We start from the raw sequence: 19,396 nt of genomic DNA, 5'->3' as shown, positions 1-19,396 counted from the left end.
GAGGTAGTCGCCATGAACCGGCTGATCATTCTTCTCCCGCTGCTCGGTATCGCCTTTATCCAGGGCTGTGTGCAGCCGGCTCCGCGGCCGAACGATCCGTACTACGCGCCCGTACTGCCGCGCACGCCATTGCCGGCGGCGCAGACCAACGGCGCCATCTACCAGGCCGGCTTCGAGACCAACCTCTACGACGACCGCAAGGCCTACCGCGTTGGCGACATCATCACCATCACCCTCAACGAGCGCACCCAGGCCAGCAAGAACGCCAACTCGCAGATCCAGAAGGACAGCAACGCCAACATCGGCCTGACGTCCCTGTTCGGCGGCGGCGTCTCGGTGAATAACCCCAATGGCGGCCTCAATCCGTTGGACGCCGCGCGCCTGTCACTGGACGCGGAGTACAACGCCACCCGCGATACCAAGGGTGATTCCAAGGCAGGGCAGAGCAACAGCCTGTCCGGCTCAATCACTGTCACCGTCTCGGAAGTGCTGCCCAACGGCATTCTCGCGGTACGCGGCGAGAAGTGGCTGACACTGAACACCGGTGACGAACTGGTGCGTATCGCCGGGATGGTCCGCGCCGACGATATCGGTACCGATAACACCGTACCGTCCAACCGCGTGGCGGATGCGCGTATCACCTATTCCGGTACTGGCGCCTTCGCTGATGCGAGTCAGCCTGGCTGGTTCGATCGCTTCTTCATCAGCCCGCTGTTCCCGTTCTGATGAGGCTTACCATGAAGCGACTGATTTCAGCCCTTTGCCTACTGATTGCCGCCGGCACCGTTCAGGCCGAACGCCTGAAGGACTTGGCGAGCATCCAGGGCGTGCGTAACAACCAGCTCATCGGCTACGGCCTGGTGGTGGGCCTGAATGGCACGGGTGACCAGACTACCCAGACGCCCTTCACCCTGCAGACCTTCAACAACATGCTGGCCCAGTTCGGTATCAAGGTGCCGGCCAACGTCGGCAACGTGCAGCTGAAGAACGTCGCGGCGGTGTCCATCCACGCCGACTTGCCGCCCTTCGCCAAGCCGGGCCAGACCATCGACGTCACCATTTCCTCCATCGGCAACGCCAAGAGCTTGCGTGGCGGCAGCCTGCTGATGGCCCCCCTCAAGGGCATCGACGGCAATGTCTACGCCATCGCCCAGGGCAACCTGGTGGTGGGCGGGTTCGACGCCGAAGGCAGCGACGGCTCGAAGATTACCGTCAACGTTCCCTCGTCGGGTCGCATTCCCTCCGGCGCCACCGTCGAGCGCCCGGTGCCGAGCGGTTTCGAGCAGGGCAATACCCTTACCCTGAACCTCAATCGCCCGGACTTCACCACCGCGAAGAACATCGTCGACAAGCTCAACGAACTGCTTGGCCCAGGCGTAGCCCAAGCCATCGATGGCGGCTCCGTGCGCGTCAGTGCGCCGCTGGACCCGAGCCAGCGCGTGGACTACCTCTCGGTGATCGAAAACCTGGAGGTCGAGGCCGGCCAGGCCGTGGCCAAGGTCATCATCAATTCGCGCACCGGCACCATCGTCATTGGCCAGAACGTGCGGGTACAGCCGGCCGCCGTGACCCACGGCAGCCTCACCGTCACCATCACCGAAGACCCCATCGTCAGCCAGCCGGAAGCATTCTCCGGCGGCCAGACCGCGGTCGTGCCGCGGTCCAGGGTCAATGCCGAGGAAGAAGCCAAGCCGATGTTCAAGTTCGGCCCCGGCACCACGCTCGACGAGATCGTGCGTGCGGTTAACCAGGTGGGCGCGGCCCCGTCCGACCTGATGGCCATCCTCGAAGCGCTCAAGCAGGCCGGTGCCCTGCAAGCCGACCTGATCGTGATTTAAGGGAATGGCGATGAACTCGAAACTCTCCGCAGGTCTCGCCACCGGCTCCAGGCTGGACAGCGGCGCCTACACCGACCTGAACCGGCTCAGCCAACTCAAGACCGGCAAGGATCGCGACAGCGAGGGCAACATCCGCAAGGTGGCTCAGGAGTTCGAGTCGCTGTTCCTCAACGAAATGATGAAGTCCATGCGTCAGGCGGGTGAGGCCTTCTCCGAAGGCAACTACCTGAACAGCAACGAGACCAAGACCTACCAGGAGATGCACGACCAGCAGTTGGCCGTGACCCTGTCCAAGCAGGGCGGCGTGGGCCTGGCCGATGTGCTGACCCGTCAGCTGTCCAAGACCCGTCACTCGGATCGGCCGAACCCCTTCGCCCAGGTCCAGTCCGGTGTCCAGGCCAACTGGCCGGCACAGGGCAGCAAGCCGGTGGCGAAGACCGAGGAGGCCAGCGCCTCCGCGCGCGATGACTCCAGGCTGCTCAACCAGCGTCGGCTGGCGCTGCCGAGCAGGCTGAGCGACCGCCAGGTGGCCGGCATCGTGCCGTCGCCCGAGCAGGTTGCCGGCACATCGCTGGCCGGCAAGGATTGGACCCCGGCCAAGACCTACGCCGCGCCGGAGCGCGAGTCGGTGGCCGGCGTCGAGTCCACCAAGTCCGCCGGCAAGCGTGTGTTCGCCTCGCGCAACGAGTTCATCGAAACGCTGCTGCCAATGGCCGAGAAGGCCGCCGAGCGCATCGGCGTCGACCCCCGCTACCTGGTGGCACAGGCCGCGCTGGAAACCGGCTGGGGCAAGTCGATCATCCGCGAGGGCGACGGCACCAGCAGTCACAACCTGTTCGGCATCAAGGCCCACAAGAGCTGGGACGGCGAGTCGGCGCGGGTCATGACCACCGAGTACAAAGGCGGCAAGGCGGTGAAGGAAGCGGCGTCGTTCCGCTCCTACAACTCCTTCGAGCAGAGCTTCCACGACTACGTGAGCTTCCTGGAGAACAACAACCGCTACGACAAGGCTCTGGATTCCACCGACAACTCCGAGCAGTTCGTTCGCGAGCTCCAGAAGGCCGGCTACGCCACCGACCCCCAGTACGCCCGCAAGATTTCCCAGATTGCCCGCGGCATGCAGGTTTACCAGGCCGTTGCCGCCGTCGACGGCACGACCACCAGGATATGAGGCTGAGTCATGGCTGACTTACTGAACATTGGCTTGTCCGGGCTGCGCGTCAGCCAGAGCCAATTGACCGTCACCGGTCACAACATCGCCAACGTCAACACCCCTGGTTTCACACGCCAGAGTGCGGCCCAGGCGACCACGCTGCCGCAGTTCTCCGGCTCGGGCTACATCGGCAGCGGCGTGAGCCTGACGGATATCCGTCGCAGCTACAGCGAATTCCTCACCGCGCAGCTGCGCAATACCACCTCACTCAGCAGTGACGTGGATGCCTACAAGAGTCAGATCGACCAGCTCGATTCGCTGCTGTCCGGCACGACCACCGGCATCAGCCCCTCGCTGAAGAGCTTTTTCGCCGCCATGCAGACGGCCGCTGAGGACCCCGCCAACATGCCGGCGCGGCAGCTGGTGCTGTCCGAGGCCGAGGGACTGGCACGACGCTTCAACACCGTTTACGACAGGCTGAGTGCGCAGAACGACTCGGTGAACAAACAGATGTCGTCGGTGGCGGACCAGGTGAACCGCCTGGCCGGCTCCATCGCCAGCCTCAACGACGCCATCGCTGTCGCGTCCTCCGGTGGTCAGGTACCCAACGACCTGCTGGACTCCCGCGACGAAGCGATCCGTCAGCTTTCCACCTATGTGGGCGTCAGCGTGGTGCCGCAGAGCGACGGCACCCAGAGCATCTTCGTCGGCACTGGCCAGCCGCTGGTGGTGGGTAGCTCCGCCAACCGCCTCGAGGCGGTGCCTGGCAAGGGCGACCCCAGCCGCTTCGAGCTGGAGTTCGTCAGTGGCGACTCCCGTCAGGGTGTCACCACGCTGCTCAGTGGCGGCGAGCTGGGTGGCCTGATCCGCTACCGCAGCGAGACCCTCGACTCCAGCCTGAACAACCTGGGACGTCTGGCCATGTCGATTACCGACCAGGTCAACACCCAACTTGGCCAGGGCCTTGACCTGAAAGGACAAGTGGGTACGGCGCTGTTCGGTGACTACAACGATCCGGCACTGGCGGCGCTGCGAGTGAAGGCATTCGCCGGCAACAGCAATGCCCAGCCCGCCTTGAACATCACCAACACCAGTCTGCTCAGCACCAGCGACTACCAGATGGAGTACGACGCCACGGCGACTCCGCCCTACACGGTGCGTCGCCTGAGCGACAACCAGCAGATGGTGGTCAGCGACAGCACGCCGTCCGGCACCCTGACCATCACGGACAGCGCGGGCCGCGACCAGGGCTTCCAGATTGCCTTGGGCGTGCCGCCGCCCACGACTGGCGACAAGTTCATCCTGCAGCCGACGCGCACCGGCGCCAAGGACATTGCTGCTGTTCTGGACCAGGCGGACCAACTGGCCTTCGCCGCGCCGCTGCATTCGGAAGCGAACGTGCAGAACAAGGGCACCGGCGCCATTGGCCAGCCCAGCATCACCAATACGCTGAACCCCATGAGCCAGGCGCACCTGGCGGCGATCTCATCCATCACCCTGAACTACACGGCGGGGACGCCGGGCACTCTGAACTTTTCCGGATTGCCGCCGGGCGTGACCATCACCCAGCCGCCGTCGGGAACCTTGAGTGTGACGCCAGGGCAGACCAACCAACTGAGCTACACCGTGTCGGTCACCACCGGTACGCCGGCCACCACGCAGGAATACCAGATCACCCAGAGCTTCAGCGGGCGAGCGGAAACCGGCGACACCTTCAGCCTTGCCATGAGCGCCAACGGCGTTTCCGACAACCGGAACGCCCTCAAGCTTGTGGATTTGCAGACCAAGGCTGCAGTCGGTGTCGACGCCCTGGTGAGTGGCACCGGCTCCAGCTTTACCGACAGCTACGGTGACCTGGTGGAGCGGGTCGGCACCCTGACCGCCCAGGCGCGGGTGGATAGCGAAGCCAGCACGGCGATCCTCAAACAGGCCACCGACAATCGCGACTCGCTCTCGGCCGTGAGCCTGGACGAGGAAGCGGCCAACCTGATCAAGTTCGAGCAGTACTACAACGCGTCGTCGCAAGTGATTCAAGTTGCGCGCAGCCTGTTCGATACCTTGATGAGCACCTTCCGCTAACGGAGCCAGCGATGCGCATATCCACCATTCAGCAGTACAACAATGGGGTGTCGGGCCTGCAGCGGAACTACGCGAACGTCACACGTACCCAGGAACAGATCAGCACCGGCAACCGCATCCTAACGCCGGCGGACGATCCCGTGGCTTCTGTGCGCCTTCTGCAGCTGGATCAGCAGCAGGGCGTACTGGATCAGTACAACTCCAACCTGACGGCGGCCAAGAACAGCCTGACCCAGGAAGAGGTGACGCTGAACTCGGTCAACACCGTACTCCAGCGCGTGCGCGAGCTGGCAGGGGAGGCCGGCAACGGCGCCCTGAGCACCGATGACCGCAAGGCCATCTCCGCTGAACTCAAGGAACGCGAGGACGAGCTGCTGAGCCTGATGAATACGCGCAACGCGCGGGGCGAGTACCTCTTCTCTGGCTTCCAGGGCAAGACCCAGCCCTTCGTGCGCAATGCGGATGGCAGCTACAGCTACGAGGGCGACGAAGGCCAGCGCAAATTGCAGGTGGCAAGCTCCCTGCAAATTGCCATCAGCGACAACGGCAAGCATGTCTTCCAGAACGTGATCAACGCCGGACGGCTGGACAGCGCCCTGACCAACAGCCCCGCGGGTTCTACCCTGAGCCCGTCGGCACCGCTGGTGCAGGATGAGGTTTCCTTCTCCGGCAACCCGCCGTTCCCCAATGCCGGCGTGCAGATCGTGTTCGGCAACCCCGACGCCAACAGTTATGAAATCTTCGAGCTGGGCACCACCACGCCGGTGCTGGGCAGTGGCGCCATCGACACGGATGACAGTACCGCCGACCAGGTCGTGTTCCGTGGCGTAAGCATCAAGTTCGACGGCGTTCCGGCGGGGGGCGAGACCATCGAAGTCACCCCGCAGCCCAATGAGCAGAAGCAGGGCATCCTCGACACCATCGCCAACCTGCGCATGGCGCTGGAGAACTCGCCCGACACCCCAGCCGGCAACAACCTCGTCCGTGACTCCGTCGCCGAGGCCCTGACCAATCTGGACAATGGCATCACCAAGGTCGACTCGGTGCGCGGCGACATCGGCGCGCGCCTGAACGTGGTCGAGTCCACCCTCACCGACAACGAGGACGTGACCCTGGTGAACCAGTCCATCCAGTCCGACCTGCGTGATCTGGACTACGCCGAAGCCCTGTCGCGGCTGTCGTTCCAGTCGATCATCCTGGAGGCCTCGCAGCAGAGCTACGTGAAGATCGCGGGGCTGAGTCTGTTCAACAAGCTGGGCTGATCGCGTTGACCTTGAGTCGTGAGGAGCGGGAATGAATATCGGTGTGTTCGGAGCGGGATATGTAGGCCTGGTCCAGGCAGCGGTGCTGGCCAACGTCGGTCACAACGTGCTGTGTATCGAAAACGACGAGGGCAAGCGGGCCATGCTTGAGCGTGGTGAGTTGCCGATATTCGAGCCCGGTCTGACAGGCATGGTGCTGTCCAATATTCAGGAGGGGCGTCTGCGTTTCTCCGGCTCACTGGAGGATGCGGTTCGACATGCGCGTGTGCAATTCATCGCGGTGGGTACGCCATCCGATGCCGAGGGGCATGCCGACCTGAGCCAGGTGTTCGAGGTGGCAAGGGGGATTGCCAGCGTTACCGGGACCGACCAGGTGGTCATCAACAAGTCCACCGTGCCAGTGGGAACGGCTGACGAAATCCAGGTGCTGATGGATCGGTTGCTGGTCGAACGCGGCCAATCCGAACTGCGTATTGACGTGGTTTCCAACCCTGAATTCCTCAAGCAGGGTGCGGCGGTGAGCGACTGCCAGCGACCAGATCGCATCATCATCGGCGCCACTGAACCTCACAGCATTGAGTTGCTGCAGGAGATCTACAGCCCGTTCAACCGCAATCGCGAGAAGATCATGGTGATGGATCGGCGCAGTGCCGAGCTGACCAAGTACGCCGCGAATTGCTTCCTGGCCACCAAGATCTCCTTCATGAATGAGATGGCTGGGTTGTCCGAGCTCTTTGGTGCCGATATCGAGGCGGTCCGCCGAGGTATCGGCGCCGATCCGCGCATCGGCTACGACTTCATCTACCCCGGCTGTGGCTACGGTGGTGCCTGCTTCCCGAAGGATGTGAGTGCGCTCAAGGCCTCGGCGAGAACCGCCGGCCATGAGCCGGCGATCCTGCAGGCGGTCGCCACGGTCAATGAGCGGCAGAAGCGCAAGGTCGGCGACAGTATTCGTCGCCACTACGGCGATGGCCTGCGAGGGCGGGTCATCGCCCTGTGGGGCCTTGCCTTCAAGGCCAACACCGGGGACATGCGTGAAGCACCCAGCCGGACCCTGCTGGAACAACTTTGGCAGGCCGGTGCTCAGGTTCGCGCTTACGACCCGGAGGCCATGCCGGAATGCCGCCGCCTGTACGGCGAAAGGCCGGACCTGGTTTTGCTGGATAGCAAGGAAGAAGCGCTGCAGGGGGCCGATGCGCTGGCCATCGTCACCGACTGGCAGAGTTTCAAGGCGCCGGATTTCGACCTGATCCGCAAGACCCTCAAGGACGGCCTGATCTTCGATGGGCGCAACCTCTACGATCCCCGCGTGACGCAGCGCTACGGCTTGCGATACCACTCCATCGGCCGACTGCCGGCCTGACAGCCCCCTTGGTGCGCACCCGGGTCAAAGAGACTTGATCAGGGTGGCCTGCTTATTGCACAACCGGTACACCAAACGACAACTTGCCGACTAATTGACAGGGTCGGTGTACCAGGGGAAGCAGCGATGAAAGCGGTCATTCTTGCCGGCGGCCTGGGCACTCGCATCAGCGAAGAGTCCCATCTGAAACCCAAGCCAATGATCGAGATCGGCGGCAAGCCAATCCTCTGGCACATCATGAAGATCTACTCCCATTACGGCATCCAGGATTTCGTCATCTGCCTGGGCTACAAGGGCTACGTGATCAAGGAGTACTTCGCCAACTACTTCCTGCACATGTCCGACGTCACCTTCGACATGTCGAAGAACACCATGGAAGTCCACCAGCGCTACGTCGAACCCTGGCGGGTGACGCTGGTCAACACCGGCGAAGAAACCCTGACTGGCGGACGGCTGCGTCGTGTGCGCGAGCACCTGGGCAATGAGCCCTTCTGCTTTACCTACGGCGACGGCGTGGCGGACATCGACATTGGCGCACTGGTCGATTTCCATCATTCCCACGGCAAGCCAGCCACCGTGACTGCCATCCAGCCTCCTGGCCGTTACGGCGCCCTGGGCCTGGACGACGACAAGGTCGGTAGCTTCCAGGAGAAGCCCGCCGGCGATGGTTCCTGGATCAATGGCGGCTTCTTCGTGCTCGATCCCTCGGTCATCGACTACATCGACGGTGACCAGAGCAGTTGGGAGGGTGATCCTTTGATGCAGTTGGCCGCCGATGACAAGCTCATGGCCTTTCGGCATCGCGGCTTCTGGCAGGCCATGGACACCCTGCGCGACAAGAATCACCTCAACGACCTCTGGCAAGGCGGCCAAGCACCCTGGAAAGTCTGGCGATGAGTCAGTTCTCCAACCGCTATCGCGGACGCCGGGTCCTCGTCACCGGCCATACCGGCTTCAAGGGCAGTTGGCTGGCTACCTGGCTGGTGGAGTTGGGCGCGGAGGTGATCGGTCTTTCCCTGCCCGAAGACACCGACGGTGACGCACGCCACTGGAAGGCCTTGCAGCTGCCGGTGACGGACCTTCGCGGCGATATCCGTGACGCCGGATTCCTGCGAGAAGTCGTGGCGGCCCAGCGGCCCGAAATCGTGTTCCACCTGGCTGCCCAGTCTCTGGTGCGGCCGTCCTATCGCGATCCGTTGCTGGCCTGGTCGAGCAACGTCATGGGTACCGCCAACGTGCTGGAAGCCTGCCGCCAGGTAGAAGGCGTCGAGGCCGTGCTGGTGGTGACCACCGACAAGGTCTACGAAAACCATGAATGGTCCTGGGGCTACCGCGAGTCTGACGGGCTGGCCGGGCACGATCCCTACAGCGCCTCCAAGGCTGCCACTGAGTTGCTGTGCGACAGCTACCGTAAATCCTTCTGGCACGAGCAGGGGCCACTGCTGGCCACGGCGCGTGCCGGCAATGTGATCGGTGGGGGCGATTGGGCGGAAGAGCGCCTGATTCCCGATCTGGTTCGCGCAGTCGAGGCTGGCCGGGAACTGGAAATCCGCTCTCCTTCGGCCACCCGTCCTTGGCAGCACGTACTCGAGTGCCTGTCCGGCTACCTGTTGCTCGGCCAGCGCCTGCTGGAACGCGATCGGAGTTGCGCCGAGGCGTGGAACTTCGGCCCTTCTCCGGAGGCCAATCGGCCCGTTGCTGAGGTGCTTGGCGCACTGCATCGCCACTGGCCGGAGATGAATTGGCACACTGCGGCCGGCGATGGCCTGCACGAAGCGCAATTGCTCTACCTGGACAGCGCCAAGGCGCGAACGCGCCTGCGTTGGGCGCCGGTCTGGGACCTGGATACCGCCCTTGAAGTGACCGCCGACTGGTACCGCCGCTATCTCTCCGGTGAAGGTGCGTCAAGCGTTGAACAGCTTCGTCGCTTCGGCGAGGCTGCACGCCAGGCGGGGTGCGTATGGGCCTGAGCCTGGCCGCCACCCCCATCGACGGGCTGATGCGCGTCGACTGCACGTCTCATCGTGACGACCGTGGTGCTTTCACCCGCTTGTTCTGCGCCGACACCCTGTCCCCCGTGCTGGGTGAGCGGCGCGTCGTGCAGATCAACCAGTCGCGTACTCGTGCCGTGGGCGCCGTGCGTGGACTGCACTTCCAGCACTTCCCCCACGCTGAGATGAAACTGGTGCGCTGCACGCGCGGCCGGGTGTGGGACGTGGTGGTCGACCTGCGCCGTGGATCGCCCAGTTTCCTGCGTTGGCACGCCGAAGAGCTCAGCGCCGGGAACCAGCGCATGCTGGTCATCCCGGAAGGTTGCGCCCACGGCTTCCAGGTGCTGGAGGCCGACAGTGAAATGCTCTACCTGCACACCGAGTTCTACCGCCCCGAAGCCGAGGGCGGCCTGCGGCACGACGACCCCACGCTGGCCATCGCCTGGCCATTGGCTGCGCTCGACCTGTCACAGCGTGATCGCCAACACCCTTTGCTCACCCCGGACTTCATTGGACTTGCCCCATGAACTGTCGGCACTGTCATACCCCGCTGAGGCACCCTTTCCTGGATCTGGGCCATGCGCCGCCGTCCAACGCCTACCTGACCGCCGCCGACCTTGCCAGGCCGGAACGCTATTACCCGCTGCGCCTTTGGGTCTGTGAAGAGTGCTGGCTGGTCCAGACCGAGGACTACGCCGAGGCCGGCGAACTCTTCGATGCCGAGTACGCGTACTTCTCTTCGACGTCCAGCAGTTGGTTGGAGCACGCTCGCCGTTACAGCCAGCAGATGCTCGAGACCCTGGAGCTGGGCGCGTCGCGTCTGGTTATCGAGGTCGCTTCCAATGACGGGTATCTGCTGAAGAACTTCGTTGCCGCAGGCGTTCCCTGCCTGGGCATCGAGCCCACCGCCAGTACCGCTGATGCGGCCGAGCGCCTTGGCATTCCAGTGCTGCGGGAGTTCTTCGGCGAAGCCCTCGGTCAGCGCCTGGCAGGGGAGGGCCGGCAGGCCGATCTGCTGATCGGCAATAACGTGTTCGCCCATGTGCCGGATATCAACGACTTCAGCCGTGGCCTGAAGGCAGCCCTGAAGTCCGGTGGCACCCTCACTCTGGAGTTTCCCCACCTGCTACGGTTGATCGAGCAGGTGCAGTTCGACACCGTCTACCACGAGCATTTTTCTTACCTGTCGTTGTACAGCGCCCAGCGTATCCTCGAAGAGGCCGGTTTGCGGGTCTTCGACGTAGAGGAACTGCGCACCCACGGTGGCAGCCTGCGCCTGTTCGCCTGCCACGCAGAGGATTCCCGTGGTACGGCTCCGTCGGTCGCTGCGGTGCTCGACGAGGAGCAGCGCGCCGGCCTGCGCATGCTCGCCACTTACCGTGAATTCCAGGCCCGCGCAGACCGCGTCAAGGATGAACTGCTGGCTTTCCTGATCGAGCAGAAGCGTGCAGGGCGCAGAGTGCTGGCCTATGGCGCCGCGGCCAAGGGCAACACCATTCTCAACTACGGCGGAGTCAAGCTGGACCTGCTGCCGTGTGTGTTCGATGCCGCACCTTCGAAACAGGGCAAGTACATGCCCGGCAGCCATATTCCGATTCACCCCGCGGCGGCGCTCGAGCAAATGCAGTTCGACTACCTGCTGATCCTTCCGTGGAACATCGCGGATGAGGTCACCCGGCAACTGGCGCATCTGGCGGAGGCCGGCGTGCGGTTCGTAACTGCGGTCCCTCACCTGGAGATCAGATGAGCCGTCGTGTCTTGCTGACCGGCTCGACGGGGTTCGTCGGACGCCAGGTACTCGGGGCTCTGCGTGAAGAGCCCGTCGCCATTCGGCTTGCGGTGCGGGAGAACAGAGCGCGGAACGGGCTCCTCGACAGCCCCGACCTCGAAGTCGTCGAGTCGGCGGACATTTTTTCCGAGAGTCCGGATTGGTGGGCGTCCGTCTGCTCGGACGTCGATACGGTGATCCATGTTGCCTGGTATGCGGAGCCGGGAAAGTACCTGGAGTCGCCGAAGAATCTGGATTGTCTGAGCGGCACCCTCACCTTGGCCAAAGCCTGTGCACAGGCCGGCGTCCGACATTTCGTAGGCGTCGGGACCTGCTTCGAGTACGACCTGGAAGGCGGGCTGCTTTCCGTGGATACGCCACTCAAGCCAGAAACGCTCTACGGTTCGGCTAAAGCCGCCACCTATCTCTCGCTGGCGAGGTATTTCTCAGGGCTCGGCATGGAGTTTTCCTGGTGCCGTCTCTTCTATCTCTATGGCGAAGGCGAAGATGAGCGGCGGCTGACTGCCTACATTCGCGCACGTCTTTCCCGTGGCGAGCCGGCGGATCTATCCAGCGGCAGGCAGGTGCGGGATTTTCTCGACGTGAAGGACGCCGGCGTGGCGATTGCAAGGGTTGCGCTGGGCTCCGGTCGTGGGGCGGTGAATATCTGCTCGGGGCAAGGTGTCTCTGTCCGCGAACTGGCGGAACGCATTGCCGATGATTTTGGACGACGTGATCTCCTGCGCTTTGGTGCTCGACCTGACAACGCAAACGAGCCGCCGTTTATCGTAGGGGTACTTACGGGAGGTGACGCGTGAAGGTCTTGTACCGGGAGAAGGGATTCCCCATCTTCCAGAACCGTATGTATGACAGCGCGGACGAGGCGGTTAATTGCCCAAGGGGCGATATCGAACTGGTGGAGGATGAAGCGACCGGCGTCGTTTCCAATTCCGCCTTCCGTCCTGAACTCATGGAGTATGACGGGAACTATCAGAACGAGCAGGCGGTGAGTTCTCGCTTCCGTCAGCATCTGCAGGATGTAGCGGACATCGTCGAGAGAGATCTGGGATTCGCTCGATTGGTTGAAGTTGGCTGCGGAAAGGGCTCGTTCCTGGAGCTGCTGCAGGCCCGTGGCGCAGATATCACCGGGTTCGATGCAACTTACGAAGGGGACAATCCGAGAATCCAGCGAAAGCTGTTTTCCGCTGATGTCACCGTGCAGGCCGATGGTCTGGTTCTACGTCATGTTCTTGAGCATATAAAGGATCCCTTCTCCTTCCTCCATCAACTGAAAGAGGCCAATGGGCGTCGGGGCAGGATCTACATTGAAGTTCCATGTTTCGACTGGATATGTGAGCGGCGGGCCTGGTTCGACATATTTTATGAGCACGTGAACTATTTCAGGCTTTCGGATTTCTCCAGATTCTTCGGTGAAATAGTCAGTAGCGGGCATTTGTTCGGTAACCAGTACCTCTACGTAGTGGCCGACCTCGGGTCGCTTCGGCAATCCCCGCTGCCGGCCGAAGATGGCTTCAGCCTGCCGGATGACTTCACGCGTGCAATCGTCGAACAGCAGTCCGGCGACCAGACGGGGGCGGTGGTCTGGGGCGGCGCTTCGAAGGGAGTGATTTTCTCCCTGCTACGTGCGCGGGCCGGGTCACCTGTGGACAAGATCATTGACATCAATCCGGAAAAGCAGGGGCGATTCCTGCCTGGAACGGGATTGATGGTGCATTCGCCGGAACAGGTATTACCTGAGTTGCCAAAGGGTTCCCGGATCTACGTCATGAACTCCAACTATCTCCAGGAGATTCGCAGCATGGCGGGTGAACACTTCATTTACATTGGGATTGACCATGACTAACGATGATATCGGTGTAGCGGCTAGGCAGGCTGGTATTGCTTCGGACAAGTCTCTGCAGGACGTTGCAGGGGAGTTCATGCTGGCCTCTATCCAGCCCAAGTATTCCTATAATTTCACTTGGCTGGGGCGGCCCATCATTCAGTATCCGCAGGATATGGTGGCCATGCAGGAACTGATCTGGACGATTCGCCCGGACCTCATCATCGAGACCGGTATCGCCCACGGCGGCTCACTGATGCTGAGCGCGTCCATGCTGGCGCTGCTGGATATGTTCGACGCGATGGAGCAGGGCGTTCAGATGGATCCAAAGGTGCCCCGGCGCATGGTGCTGGGCGTGGATATCGATATTCGCGAACACAATCGAGTGGAAATCGAGAAGCATCCGTTGTCGTCAAGAATCCGGATGATCCAGGGTTCCAGTATCGCCGCGGATGTGGTCGAGCAGGTTCACGAGTTTGCCTCCGGTTATTCCCGCGTGCTGGTCTGCCTGGATAGCAACCATACCCATGATCATGTCCTTGCGGAGTTGAACGCCTATGCGTCGCTGGTCAGCAGGGGGAGTTATTGCGTGGTATTCGACACTATCGTCGAAGATCTGCCGAAGGAGTTGTCCGGGGACCGTCCCTGGGGGCCTGGCAATAACCCGAAGACCGCTGTTCACGAGTGGATGTCATCGAACTCGGGCTTTGTGATCGATAAGGATTTTGAAAACAAGTTGCTGCTGACAGTTTGCCCTGACGGGTACCTCAAGCGCGTTGCCGACTAGTTAATGCACTGAGCATGCCTGCTTCAGGTTTATGAGGGGATAGCATGTCTATTCTTGTTTCGCATCGGGTCGTGATCACGGTTCCCGTATATAACGAAGGCCTCTATATCGAGAAGACGCTGGCTTCCCTCGCGGAACAGCGTTTTCGGGACTTCAGGGTCTTGCTGTCTGACAACGCGTCCACCGACGAGACCGAACAGCTCTGCCGATCCTTCTGCGAGGCGGATTCCCGATTCGTCTATTTCAGACATGAAACCAATATCGGCTCGGCGGCGAATTTTCGCTTCTGCCTAGAGTCGACGAGTTCGGATTACTTCATGTGGCTCGGCGGGCATGACCAGCTTCATCCCGAATTCCTCGAACTGGCCGTGGCCGAGATGGATGCCTGCGAGCAGGCCAGCCTTGTCTACGGGCACACCCAGTGGATCGATGAGCGCGACGCCGTTCTCGGGTACACCAACGGCGGCAATTACGTCTTCGGGGAGCCGCTGGAAAACTCGGAACGGTACATCCGGCTGCTGAACTCGCTGGATCGCTGCGAGGCGATCAATCAGTTGATCCGGCGCAAGTTCATCGACTTTCGGATCGCCCCTGTCATCAGCGGGGACCTGGTCTGGCTGTGTCACCTCGCGGGGCACGGACCCTTCCGGCGACTGGAAAAGCCCCTGTACCTCCGGCGCGAGTTCGCCAAGCGCGAGACCACGGCCATGCAGCGCTTCGCGGGCAAACAGGCCCAAGCGGATTACTCCGCCCTGGCCGAGGCGTTCGCCGATGACATCCGCAACCACCGCGGCCTTGGCCCCGGGAGCAAGGATGTCCTGGCCGGGCAAGTAGCCCAATGGCTGCAGAAGCGTTTCGGAGTTCCGCTGCCGACACCGGAGCCGGTTCATTCGGCTCCCGGCGACTCCGATGTGTTCTTCAGCGTCGTCATGCCGGTCTACAACCGCGAACGCTATGTGCGCGAGGCCATCGAGTCGGTACTGGCCCAGGACGACACGGACTTCGAATTGGTCGTGGTGGACGACGGCTCCACTGATCGCTCAGTAGAGATCATTCGCTCCATTCAGGACCCGCGCATCCGCCTGCTCCATAACGACCACGGCGGCGGCGCTTCGGCGCGTAACCGGGGCCTGTCTGCCGCGCGTGGCGAATTCGTGGTGTGGATCGACAGTGACGACCGCCAAGCCAAGGGCGCGCTGACAGCGTTACGCCGGAGCATCGTCGAGAACCCCGGATCGGACGTGTTCTACGGCGACCTGGAAATCTTCGATGATCGCTTCCCCGGCCAGGTGCACCGCACCCGCTATGCCGATTACCAGGGCAAGTCTCTGCTGCCGATGCTGGTCCAGGCCAACTGTCTGCCCAACCCCGGCACCGCCGTGCGCCGTTCGCTCTACCAGCGCCATGGTGATTACGACACAGCGTTCACCCGCTGCCACGACTACCAGATCTGGACCCGTCTGGCGGACACGGCCGACTTCAAGAAAGTCGATGCGATCCTCTGCCACTGGCGCCAGCATGGCGACAGCCTGTCCAGTGCCAAGACGCGCGCATTCGAAGGCAAGGTGGTACTGGATACCTTCGCCCGTTATCCGGTCAGCCGACTGTTCCCGGACCTCGCCGACGACCGTGCGGGAAAGGCCGCCGCCTGCTGGCGCGTGTCGAGCATCCTGCGCCAGATCGGCGAGCATGGCCCGGCACTGCGCATGGCCCACAAGGCACGAGCCCTCGGCCAGATTGATGCCGATGCGCTGGCTGAACTGGACAAGCTGGCCGGTGCGCAGTACGAGCCGCTGTTCTCCATCATCCTGACCACCTACAACCGCCCCGGCCTTCTGCGGGATGCGCTGGTCAGCCTGGGGGACCAGACCCTGCGAGACTTTGAAGTCATCCTGGTGAACGACCATGGCGACCCGGTGGAGTCGTTGCTGCCGGAGTTCGATTTTCCCATCACCTACCTTTACCAAGGCCGCAACCAGGGCCTGTCCGCTGCACGGAACGCTGGCTTGAAGCTGGCCCGGGGGCGGTACGTCAGTTACCTGGACGACGACGACATCTACCTGCCCGAGCACCTGGCTGTACTGGCCAACACCTTCGAGCAGCACCCGCATGCAGTGGTCTACACCGGCGTGGAATACATCAACGAGCGGGTAGAAGGTGGCGAGCGTATCGAGCTGAGTCGGAGTGCGCCGTTCGCCCATGTGGCCTATGACAAGGAACGCTTGTTCGTCCAGAACTACATCCCGGTGAATACCTGGGCGCATCCCCGCGGCATGCTGGCGGAGGTGGGTGAGTTCGACACGGGCCTGACAGCCTTCGAGGACTGGGACATGCTGCTGCGGCTCGCTGCGCGGCACCCGCTGGTCCATGTATCCCAGGTGACCGCTGAGGTGCACCTGCGGGACGCCCCGAACACTGGCTCGGACCATATGCTCGGTCGCGAGCAGAAGAATTTCGGCGCCCTTTACCAGGAGATGTATAGCCGTCATTCCGATCTGGGCAGTGACGCCGTGCGCCAGGCGCGCCAGGAAATGCTCAAGCGCTTCGGCATTCAGGATTCGGTTGGAGGGCGTACGCGCACTGCCAGCCTGCAGGAGTGGTTGCACAAGCGTGTGCTCTCGCCGACGCAGCGGCGTCTGGTGGAAGAGCGCCTGCAGCAGGAAGGCGGGCCGAGCGTCGGTGTCGTGGTGTTGGACATGAAGGGGGATGGCGCTGCGGTAGCGCTGACCCTCGATTCGCTGAGCCCGTCCCGCAATGCCTACCACAACGTTCATCCGTTGCTACTGACGGTTGCGCGATCGGCTGCGGACGGTTTCCCCGGCAACATAGTCGAGGTCGCTCCGGTCTCCTGGGTGGTGTCGCTCAATCAGGCATTGCAGGCGGCTGATTTCGATTGGCTCGTCCTGGTCAACGCCGGCGAGGAGCTCACGCCCAGCGGTCTGCTGATGGCGTGCCTGGAATTGCTGACGGCGCCCGATTGCCGGGCCGTGTATTGCGACCAGATGTACCGTCAGGCGAACGGCGATCTGGGCGCCGCATTCCGGCCGGCATTCAACCTCGACTACCTGCTCAGCTTCCCGGCGGGCATGGCCCATCACTGGTTGTTCCGTCGGGATGTGCTGCTCGAGGCCGGCGGTTTCGATGCTGGGCTCCCGCGGGCGGTGGAGCTGGACATGATTTTGCGGCTGATCGGCTCTGGCGGACTTGCCGGGCTCGGACACATCGCCGAGCCGCTGCTCATTACCGATGCGCCGGCCGTATTCGACATCGAAGATGAGCGCGTGGCGATCCTGCGTCATCTACAGGAGCGGGGCTACGAGCAACCCAGGATCGAATCCAGTGAGCCGGGGCAGTATTGCGTCCACTACGGGCACTCGCAGCAGCCGATGGTGTCGATGCTGGTCCTGGCTGGCAGCCAGCTGGCGCGACTGCAACGTTGTGTGGAAAGCCTGCTGGAAACGACCCGTTATCCGCACTACGAACTGTTGCTGGTCGAGAGCGATCCTTCGGCGGGCGAGGTCAGGGACTGGCTGAAGGCTCTCGAAGGCATGGGTGAGGCGCGCCTGAGGACCGTCTGGCCTGCTGCTGCGCAACTCGGTGTGGCCGCTGCGCTGAATCTGGCGGCCGGCCAGGCGAAGGGCGAATACCTGCTCATGCTTTCGCCGGACACGGCGGTGATCGATGAGCAGTGGCTGGACGAGTTGGTCAATCACGCCCAGCGTCCGGAAGTCGGCGTGGTCGGGGGTAAGCTCCTTGCCGCGGATGGCACGATTCGCCATGCAGGGCTGATACTCGGCCTGGAAGGGCCGGTGGGGCGCCCGTTCGTGGGCGAATCCCCGAACGCCCCTGGCTACCTGCAGCGCCTGCAAGTCGACCAGGACTACAGCGCTGTGAGTCGGGACTGCTTGATGATTGCCCGGGAGCTGTACGAGGCCCTTGGCGGAATCGCTGAAGACCTGCCGGAGCGCTACGTCGACGCGGACATTTGCCTGCGTGCCCGGCAGGCGGGCTACCTGACTGTCTGGGCGGCGAGCGCGAAACTGATGCTCGATGCGGACGAGACGCCCGTTGCCTCCGGGGATGAGCAGGATGCCTTCTATGCTCGGTGGTTGCCGGTGCTGGCTCGCGACCCGGCGTACAACCCCAACTTCTCGCTGGCCCAGCCAGGCGGCTTCAAACTGGCCGACACCGCGCTGTCCTGGCGTCCGCTTTCTTCCTGGAAGCCGCTGCCGACAGTGCTGGCCCATCCGGCGGACCAGTTCGGCTGTGGTCACTACCGCGTCATGCAGCCCTTCGCGGCCCTGCAACAGGCAGGGATGGTCGACGGTGCGTTGTCGATGGGGCTGATGCACGTGACCGATCTGGAGCGCTATGCGCCGGACACTATCGTGCTGCAACGGCAGATCGGCGACGAGCGTCTGGAGGCGATGCGCCGGATGAAGGCTTTCTCCGGGGCATTCAAGGTCTACGAGCTGGACGATTATCTGCTGAACCTGCCCATGAAGAGCGCGCACCGCCAGCACATGCCCAAGGACATCCTCAAGTCCCTGCGGCGCGGCCTGGGGTTCGTCGATCGCTTCGTGGTATCCACCGAGCCGCTCGCCGAGGCCTTTGCCGGCATGCACGATGACATACTCGTGGTCGAGAACCGTCTGCCGGTTGGCTGGTGGCAGGGGCTGCAGGGCCAGCGTCGGGTTTCCGCCAAGCCGCGAGTGGGCTGGGCGGGTGGTTCGAGCCATACCGGCGACCTGGAACTGATCGAGGACGTTGTGAAGGCGTTGGCGAACGAAGTGGAGTGGGTCTTCTTCGGCATGTGTCCGGAGTCCATGCGCCCCTACGTCCACGAGTTCCACCCCGGTGTGTCCATCGAGCAATATCCGGCGGCGCTGGCGCGCTTGAACCTGGATCTGGCCCTGGCTCCGGTCGAGTTGAACCTGTTCAACGAGTGCAAGAGCAACCTGCGTCTGCTGGAGTACGGCGCCTGCGGTTTCCCGGTGATCTGCAGTGACATCCGCTGCTATCAGGGCGACCTGCCGGTGACCCGCGTGAAGAACCGCTTCAAGGACTGGGTGGAGGCGATCCGCATGCACCTGGCTGACCTGGATGCCACTGCCCGCATGGGTGACGAGCTCCAGACCGTGGTTCGCCGGGACTGGATGCTGGAAGGCCGCAACCTTGAGCTCTGGCTCAAGGGCTGGACGCCCGGTTCGCTCTAAAGCTCCTGGCGTCGAAGCCGACAAGGCCCCGCATGTGCGGGGCCTTGTCGTTTCCGGGCGTGGGCAGGGCATCCTGCCGGATCGGTCAGCATCTTC

Annotated in this window: 14 protein-coding genes; all 14 read left to right on the top strand. The window is 62.9% G+C overall.

Annotated features, from left to right (window positions below; genetic code table 11):
* Positions 1–12: 12 nt before the first annotated feature.
* The 14 genes from flgH (at position 13) to E8F20_RS04075 (ending at position 19,300) form a co-directional block, all read left to right on the top strand.
* Positions 13–726, top strand: coding sequence for a flagellar basal body L-ring protein FlgH (gene flgH / locus E8F20_RS04140; protein WP_028626517.1), 714 nt, complete (start codon positions 13–15; stop codon positions 724–726).
* An 11-nt stretch (positions 727–737) separates the two neighbouring features.
* Positions 738–1,838 carry a flagellar basal body P-ring protein FlgI gene (locus E8F20_RS04135; RefSeq protein ID WP_028626518.1) on the top strand — a complete coding sequence of 367 codons (1,101 nt, stop codon included), beginning with the start codon at positions 738–740 and terminating at the stop codon, positions 1,836–1,838.
* A 10-nt stretch (positions 1,839–1,848) separates the two neighbouring features.
* Positions 1,849–3,009 (top strand): flagellar assembly peptidoglycan hydrolase FlgJ, encoded by a 1,161-nt coding sequence (flgJ, locus tag E8F20_RS04130; protein WP_280282569.1) that lies wholly within the window; start codon positions 1,849–1,851, stop codon positions 3,007–3,009.
* Between the two features lie 9 nt (positions 3,010–3,018).
* Positions 3,019–5,070, top strand: coding sequence for a flagellar hook-associated protein FlgK (gene flgK / locus E8F20_RS04125; RefSeq protein ID WP_280282568.1), 2,052 nt, complete (start codon positions 3,019–3,021; stop codon positions 5,068–5,070).
* Positions 5,071–5,081: 11 nt separating this feature from the next.
* Positions 5,082–6,332, top strand: a complete 1,251-nt coding sequence (gene flgL, locus E8F20_RS04120; protein ID WP_280282567.1) for a flagellar hook-associated protein FlgL — start codon at positions 5,082–5,084, stop codon at positions 6,330–6,332.
* Positions 6,333–6,363: 31 nt separating this feature from the next.
* Positions 6,364–7,695: a UDP-glucose/GDP-mannose dehydrogenase family protein gene (locus E8F20_RS04115; protein ID WP_280282566.1), complete on the top strand. Its 1,332-nt coding sequence runs from the start codon at positions 6,364–6,366 to the stop codon at positions 7,693–7,695.
* A gap of 126 nt (positions 7,696–7,821) precedes the next feature.
* On the top strand, positions 7,822–8,592 hold the full coding sequence (gene rfbF, locus E8F20_RS04110; RefSeq protein ID WP_280282565.1) for a glucose-1-phosphate cytidylyltransferase: 771 nt from the start codon (positions 7,822–7,824) through the stop codon (positions 8,590–8,592).
* Positions 8,589–9,665: a CDP-glucose 4,6-dehydratase gene (rfbG, locus tag E8F20_RS04105; RefSeq protein ID WP_280282564.1), complete on the top strand. Its 1,077-nt coding sequence runs from the start codon at positions 8,589–8,591 to the stop codon at positions 9,663–9,665. The genes rfbF and rfbG overlap by 4 nt, the downstream gene beginning before the upstream one ends.
* Positions 9,656–10,213: a dTDP-4-dehydrorhamnose 3,5-epimerase gene (gene rfbC / locus E8F20_RS04100; RefSeq protein WP_280282563.1), complete on the top strand. Its 558-nt coding sequence runs from the start codon at positions 9,656–9,658 to the stop codon at positions 10,211–10,213. The genes rfbG and rfbC overlap by 10 nt, the downstream gene beginning before the upstream one ends.
* Positions 10,210–11,433, top strand: coding sequence for a class I SAM-dependent methyltransferase (locus tag E8F20_RS04095; protein WP_280282562.1), 1,224 nt, complete (start codon positions 10,210–10,212; stop codon positions 11,431–11,433). The genes rfbC and E8F20_RS04095 overlap by 4 nt, the downstream gene beginning before the upstream one ends.
* On the top strand, positions 11,430–12,272 hold the full coding sequence (locus tag E8F20_RS04090; protein WP_280282561.1) for an NAD(P)-dependent oxidoreductase: 843 nt from the start codon (positions 11,430–11,432) through the stop codon (positions 12,270–12,272). The genes E8F20_RS04095 and E8F20_RS04090 overlap by 4 nt, the downstream gene beginning before the upstream one ends.
* Entirely contained in the window at positions 12,269–13,318 is a 1,050-nt protein-coding gene (locus tag E8F20_RS04085; RefSeq protein WP_280282560.1) for a class I SAM-dependent methyltransferase, read from the top strand. The genes E8F20_RS04090 and E8F20_RS04085 overlap by 4 nt, the downstream gene beginning before the upstream one ends.
* On the top strand, positions 13,311–14,084 hold the full coding sequence (locus E8F20_RS04080) for a cephalosporin hydroxylase family protein (RefSeq protein WP_280282559.1): 774 nt from the start codon (positions 13,311–13,313) through the stop codon (positions 14,082–14,084). The genes E8F20_RS04085 and E8F20_RS04080 overlap by 8 nt, the downstream gene beginning before the upstream one ends.
* Positions 14,085–14,128: 44 nt before the next feature.
* A complete protein-coding gene (locus E8F20_RS04075; RefSeq protein WP_280282558.1) occupies positions 14,129–19,300 on the top strand; it encodes a glycosyltransferase in 5,172 nt (1,723 codons plus the stop codon).
* Positions 19,301–19,396 lie beyond the last annotated feature (96 nt).

It is taken from the genome of Pseudomonas sp. BN415 (assembly GCF_029871195.1).
GTDB classification, from domain to species: Bacteria; Pseudomonadota; Gammaproteobacteria; order Pseudomonadales; family Pseudomonadaceae; genus Metapseudomonas; species Metapseudomonas resinovorans.
Note: the sequence above shows the minus strand (reverse complement) of the source record. Positions and strands in the feature narration are given on the sequence as shown.

Coding starts and splice junctions, on each gene's coding strand:
- flgH (WP_028626517.1), top strand. CDS start 13: ATGAACCGGCTGATCATTCTTCTCCCGCTGCTCGGTATCGCCTTTATC.
- E8F20_RS04135 (WP_028626518.1), top strand. CDS start 738: ATGAAGCGACTGATTTCAGCCCTTTGCCTACTGATTGCCGCCGGCACC.
- flgJ (WP_280282569.1), top strand. CDS start 1,849: ATGAACTCGAAACTCTCCGCAGGTCTCGCCACCGGCTCCAGGCTGGAC.
- flgK (WP_280282568.1), top strand. CDS start 3,019: ATGGCTGACTTACTGAACATTGGCTTGTCCGGGCTGCGCGTCAGCCAG.
- flgL (WP_280282567.1), top strand. CDS start 5,082: ATGCGCATATCCACCATTCAGCAGTACAACAATGGGGTGTCGGGCCTG.
- E8F20_RS04115 (WP_280282566.1), top strand. CDS start 6,364: ATGAATATCGGTGTGTTCGGAGCGGGATATGTAGGCCTGGTCCAGGCA.
- rfbF (WP_280282565.1), top strand. CDS start 7,822: ATGAAAGCGGTCATTCTTGCCGGCGGCCTGGGCACTCGCATCAGCGAA.
- rfbG (WP_280282564.1), top strand. CDS start 8,589: ATGAGTCAGTTCTCCAACCGCTATCGCGGACGCCGGGTCCTCGTCACC.
- rfbC (WP_280282563.1), top strand. CDS start 9,656: ATGGGCCTGAGCCTGGCCGCCACCCCCATCGACGGGCTGATGCGCGTC.
- E8F20_RS04095 (WP_280282562.1), top strand. CDS start 10,210: ATGAACTGTCGGCACTGTCATACCCCGCTGAGGCACCCTTTCCTGGAT.
- E8F20_RS04090 (WP_280282561.1), top strand. CDS start 11,430: ATGAGCCGTCGTGTCTTGCTGACCGGCTCGACGGGGTTCGTCGGACGC.
- E8F20_RS04080 (WP_280282559.1), top strand. CDS start 13,311: ATGACTAACGATGATATCGGTGTAGCGGCTAGGCAGGCTGGTATTGCT.
- E8F20_RS04075 (WP_280282558.1), top strand. CDS start 14,129: ATGTCTATTCTTGTTTCGCATCGGGTCGTGATCACGGTTCCCGTATAT.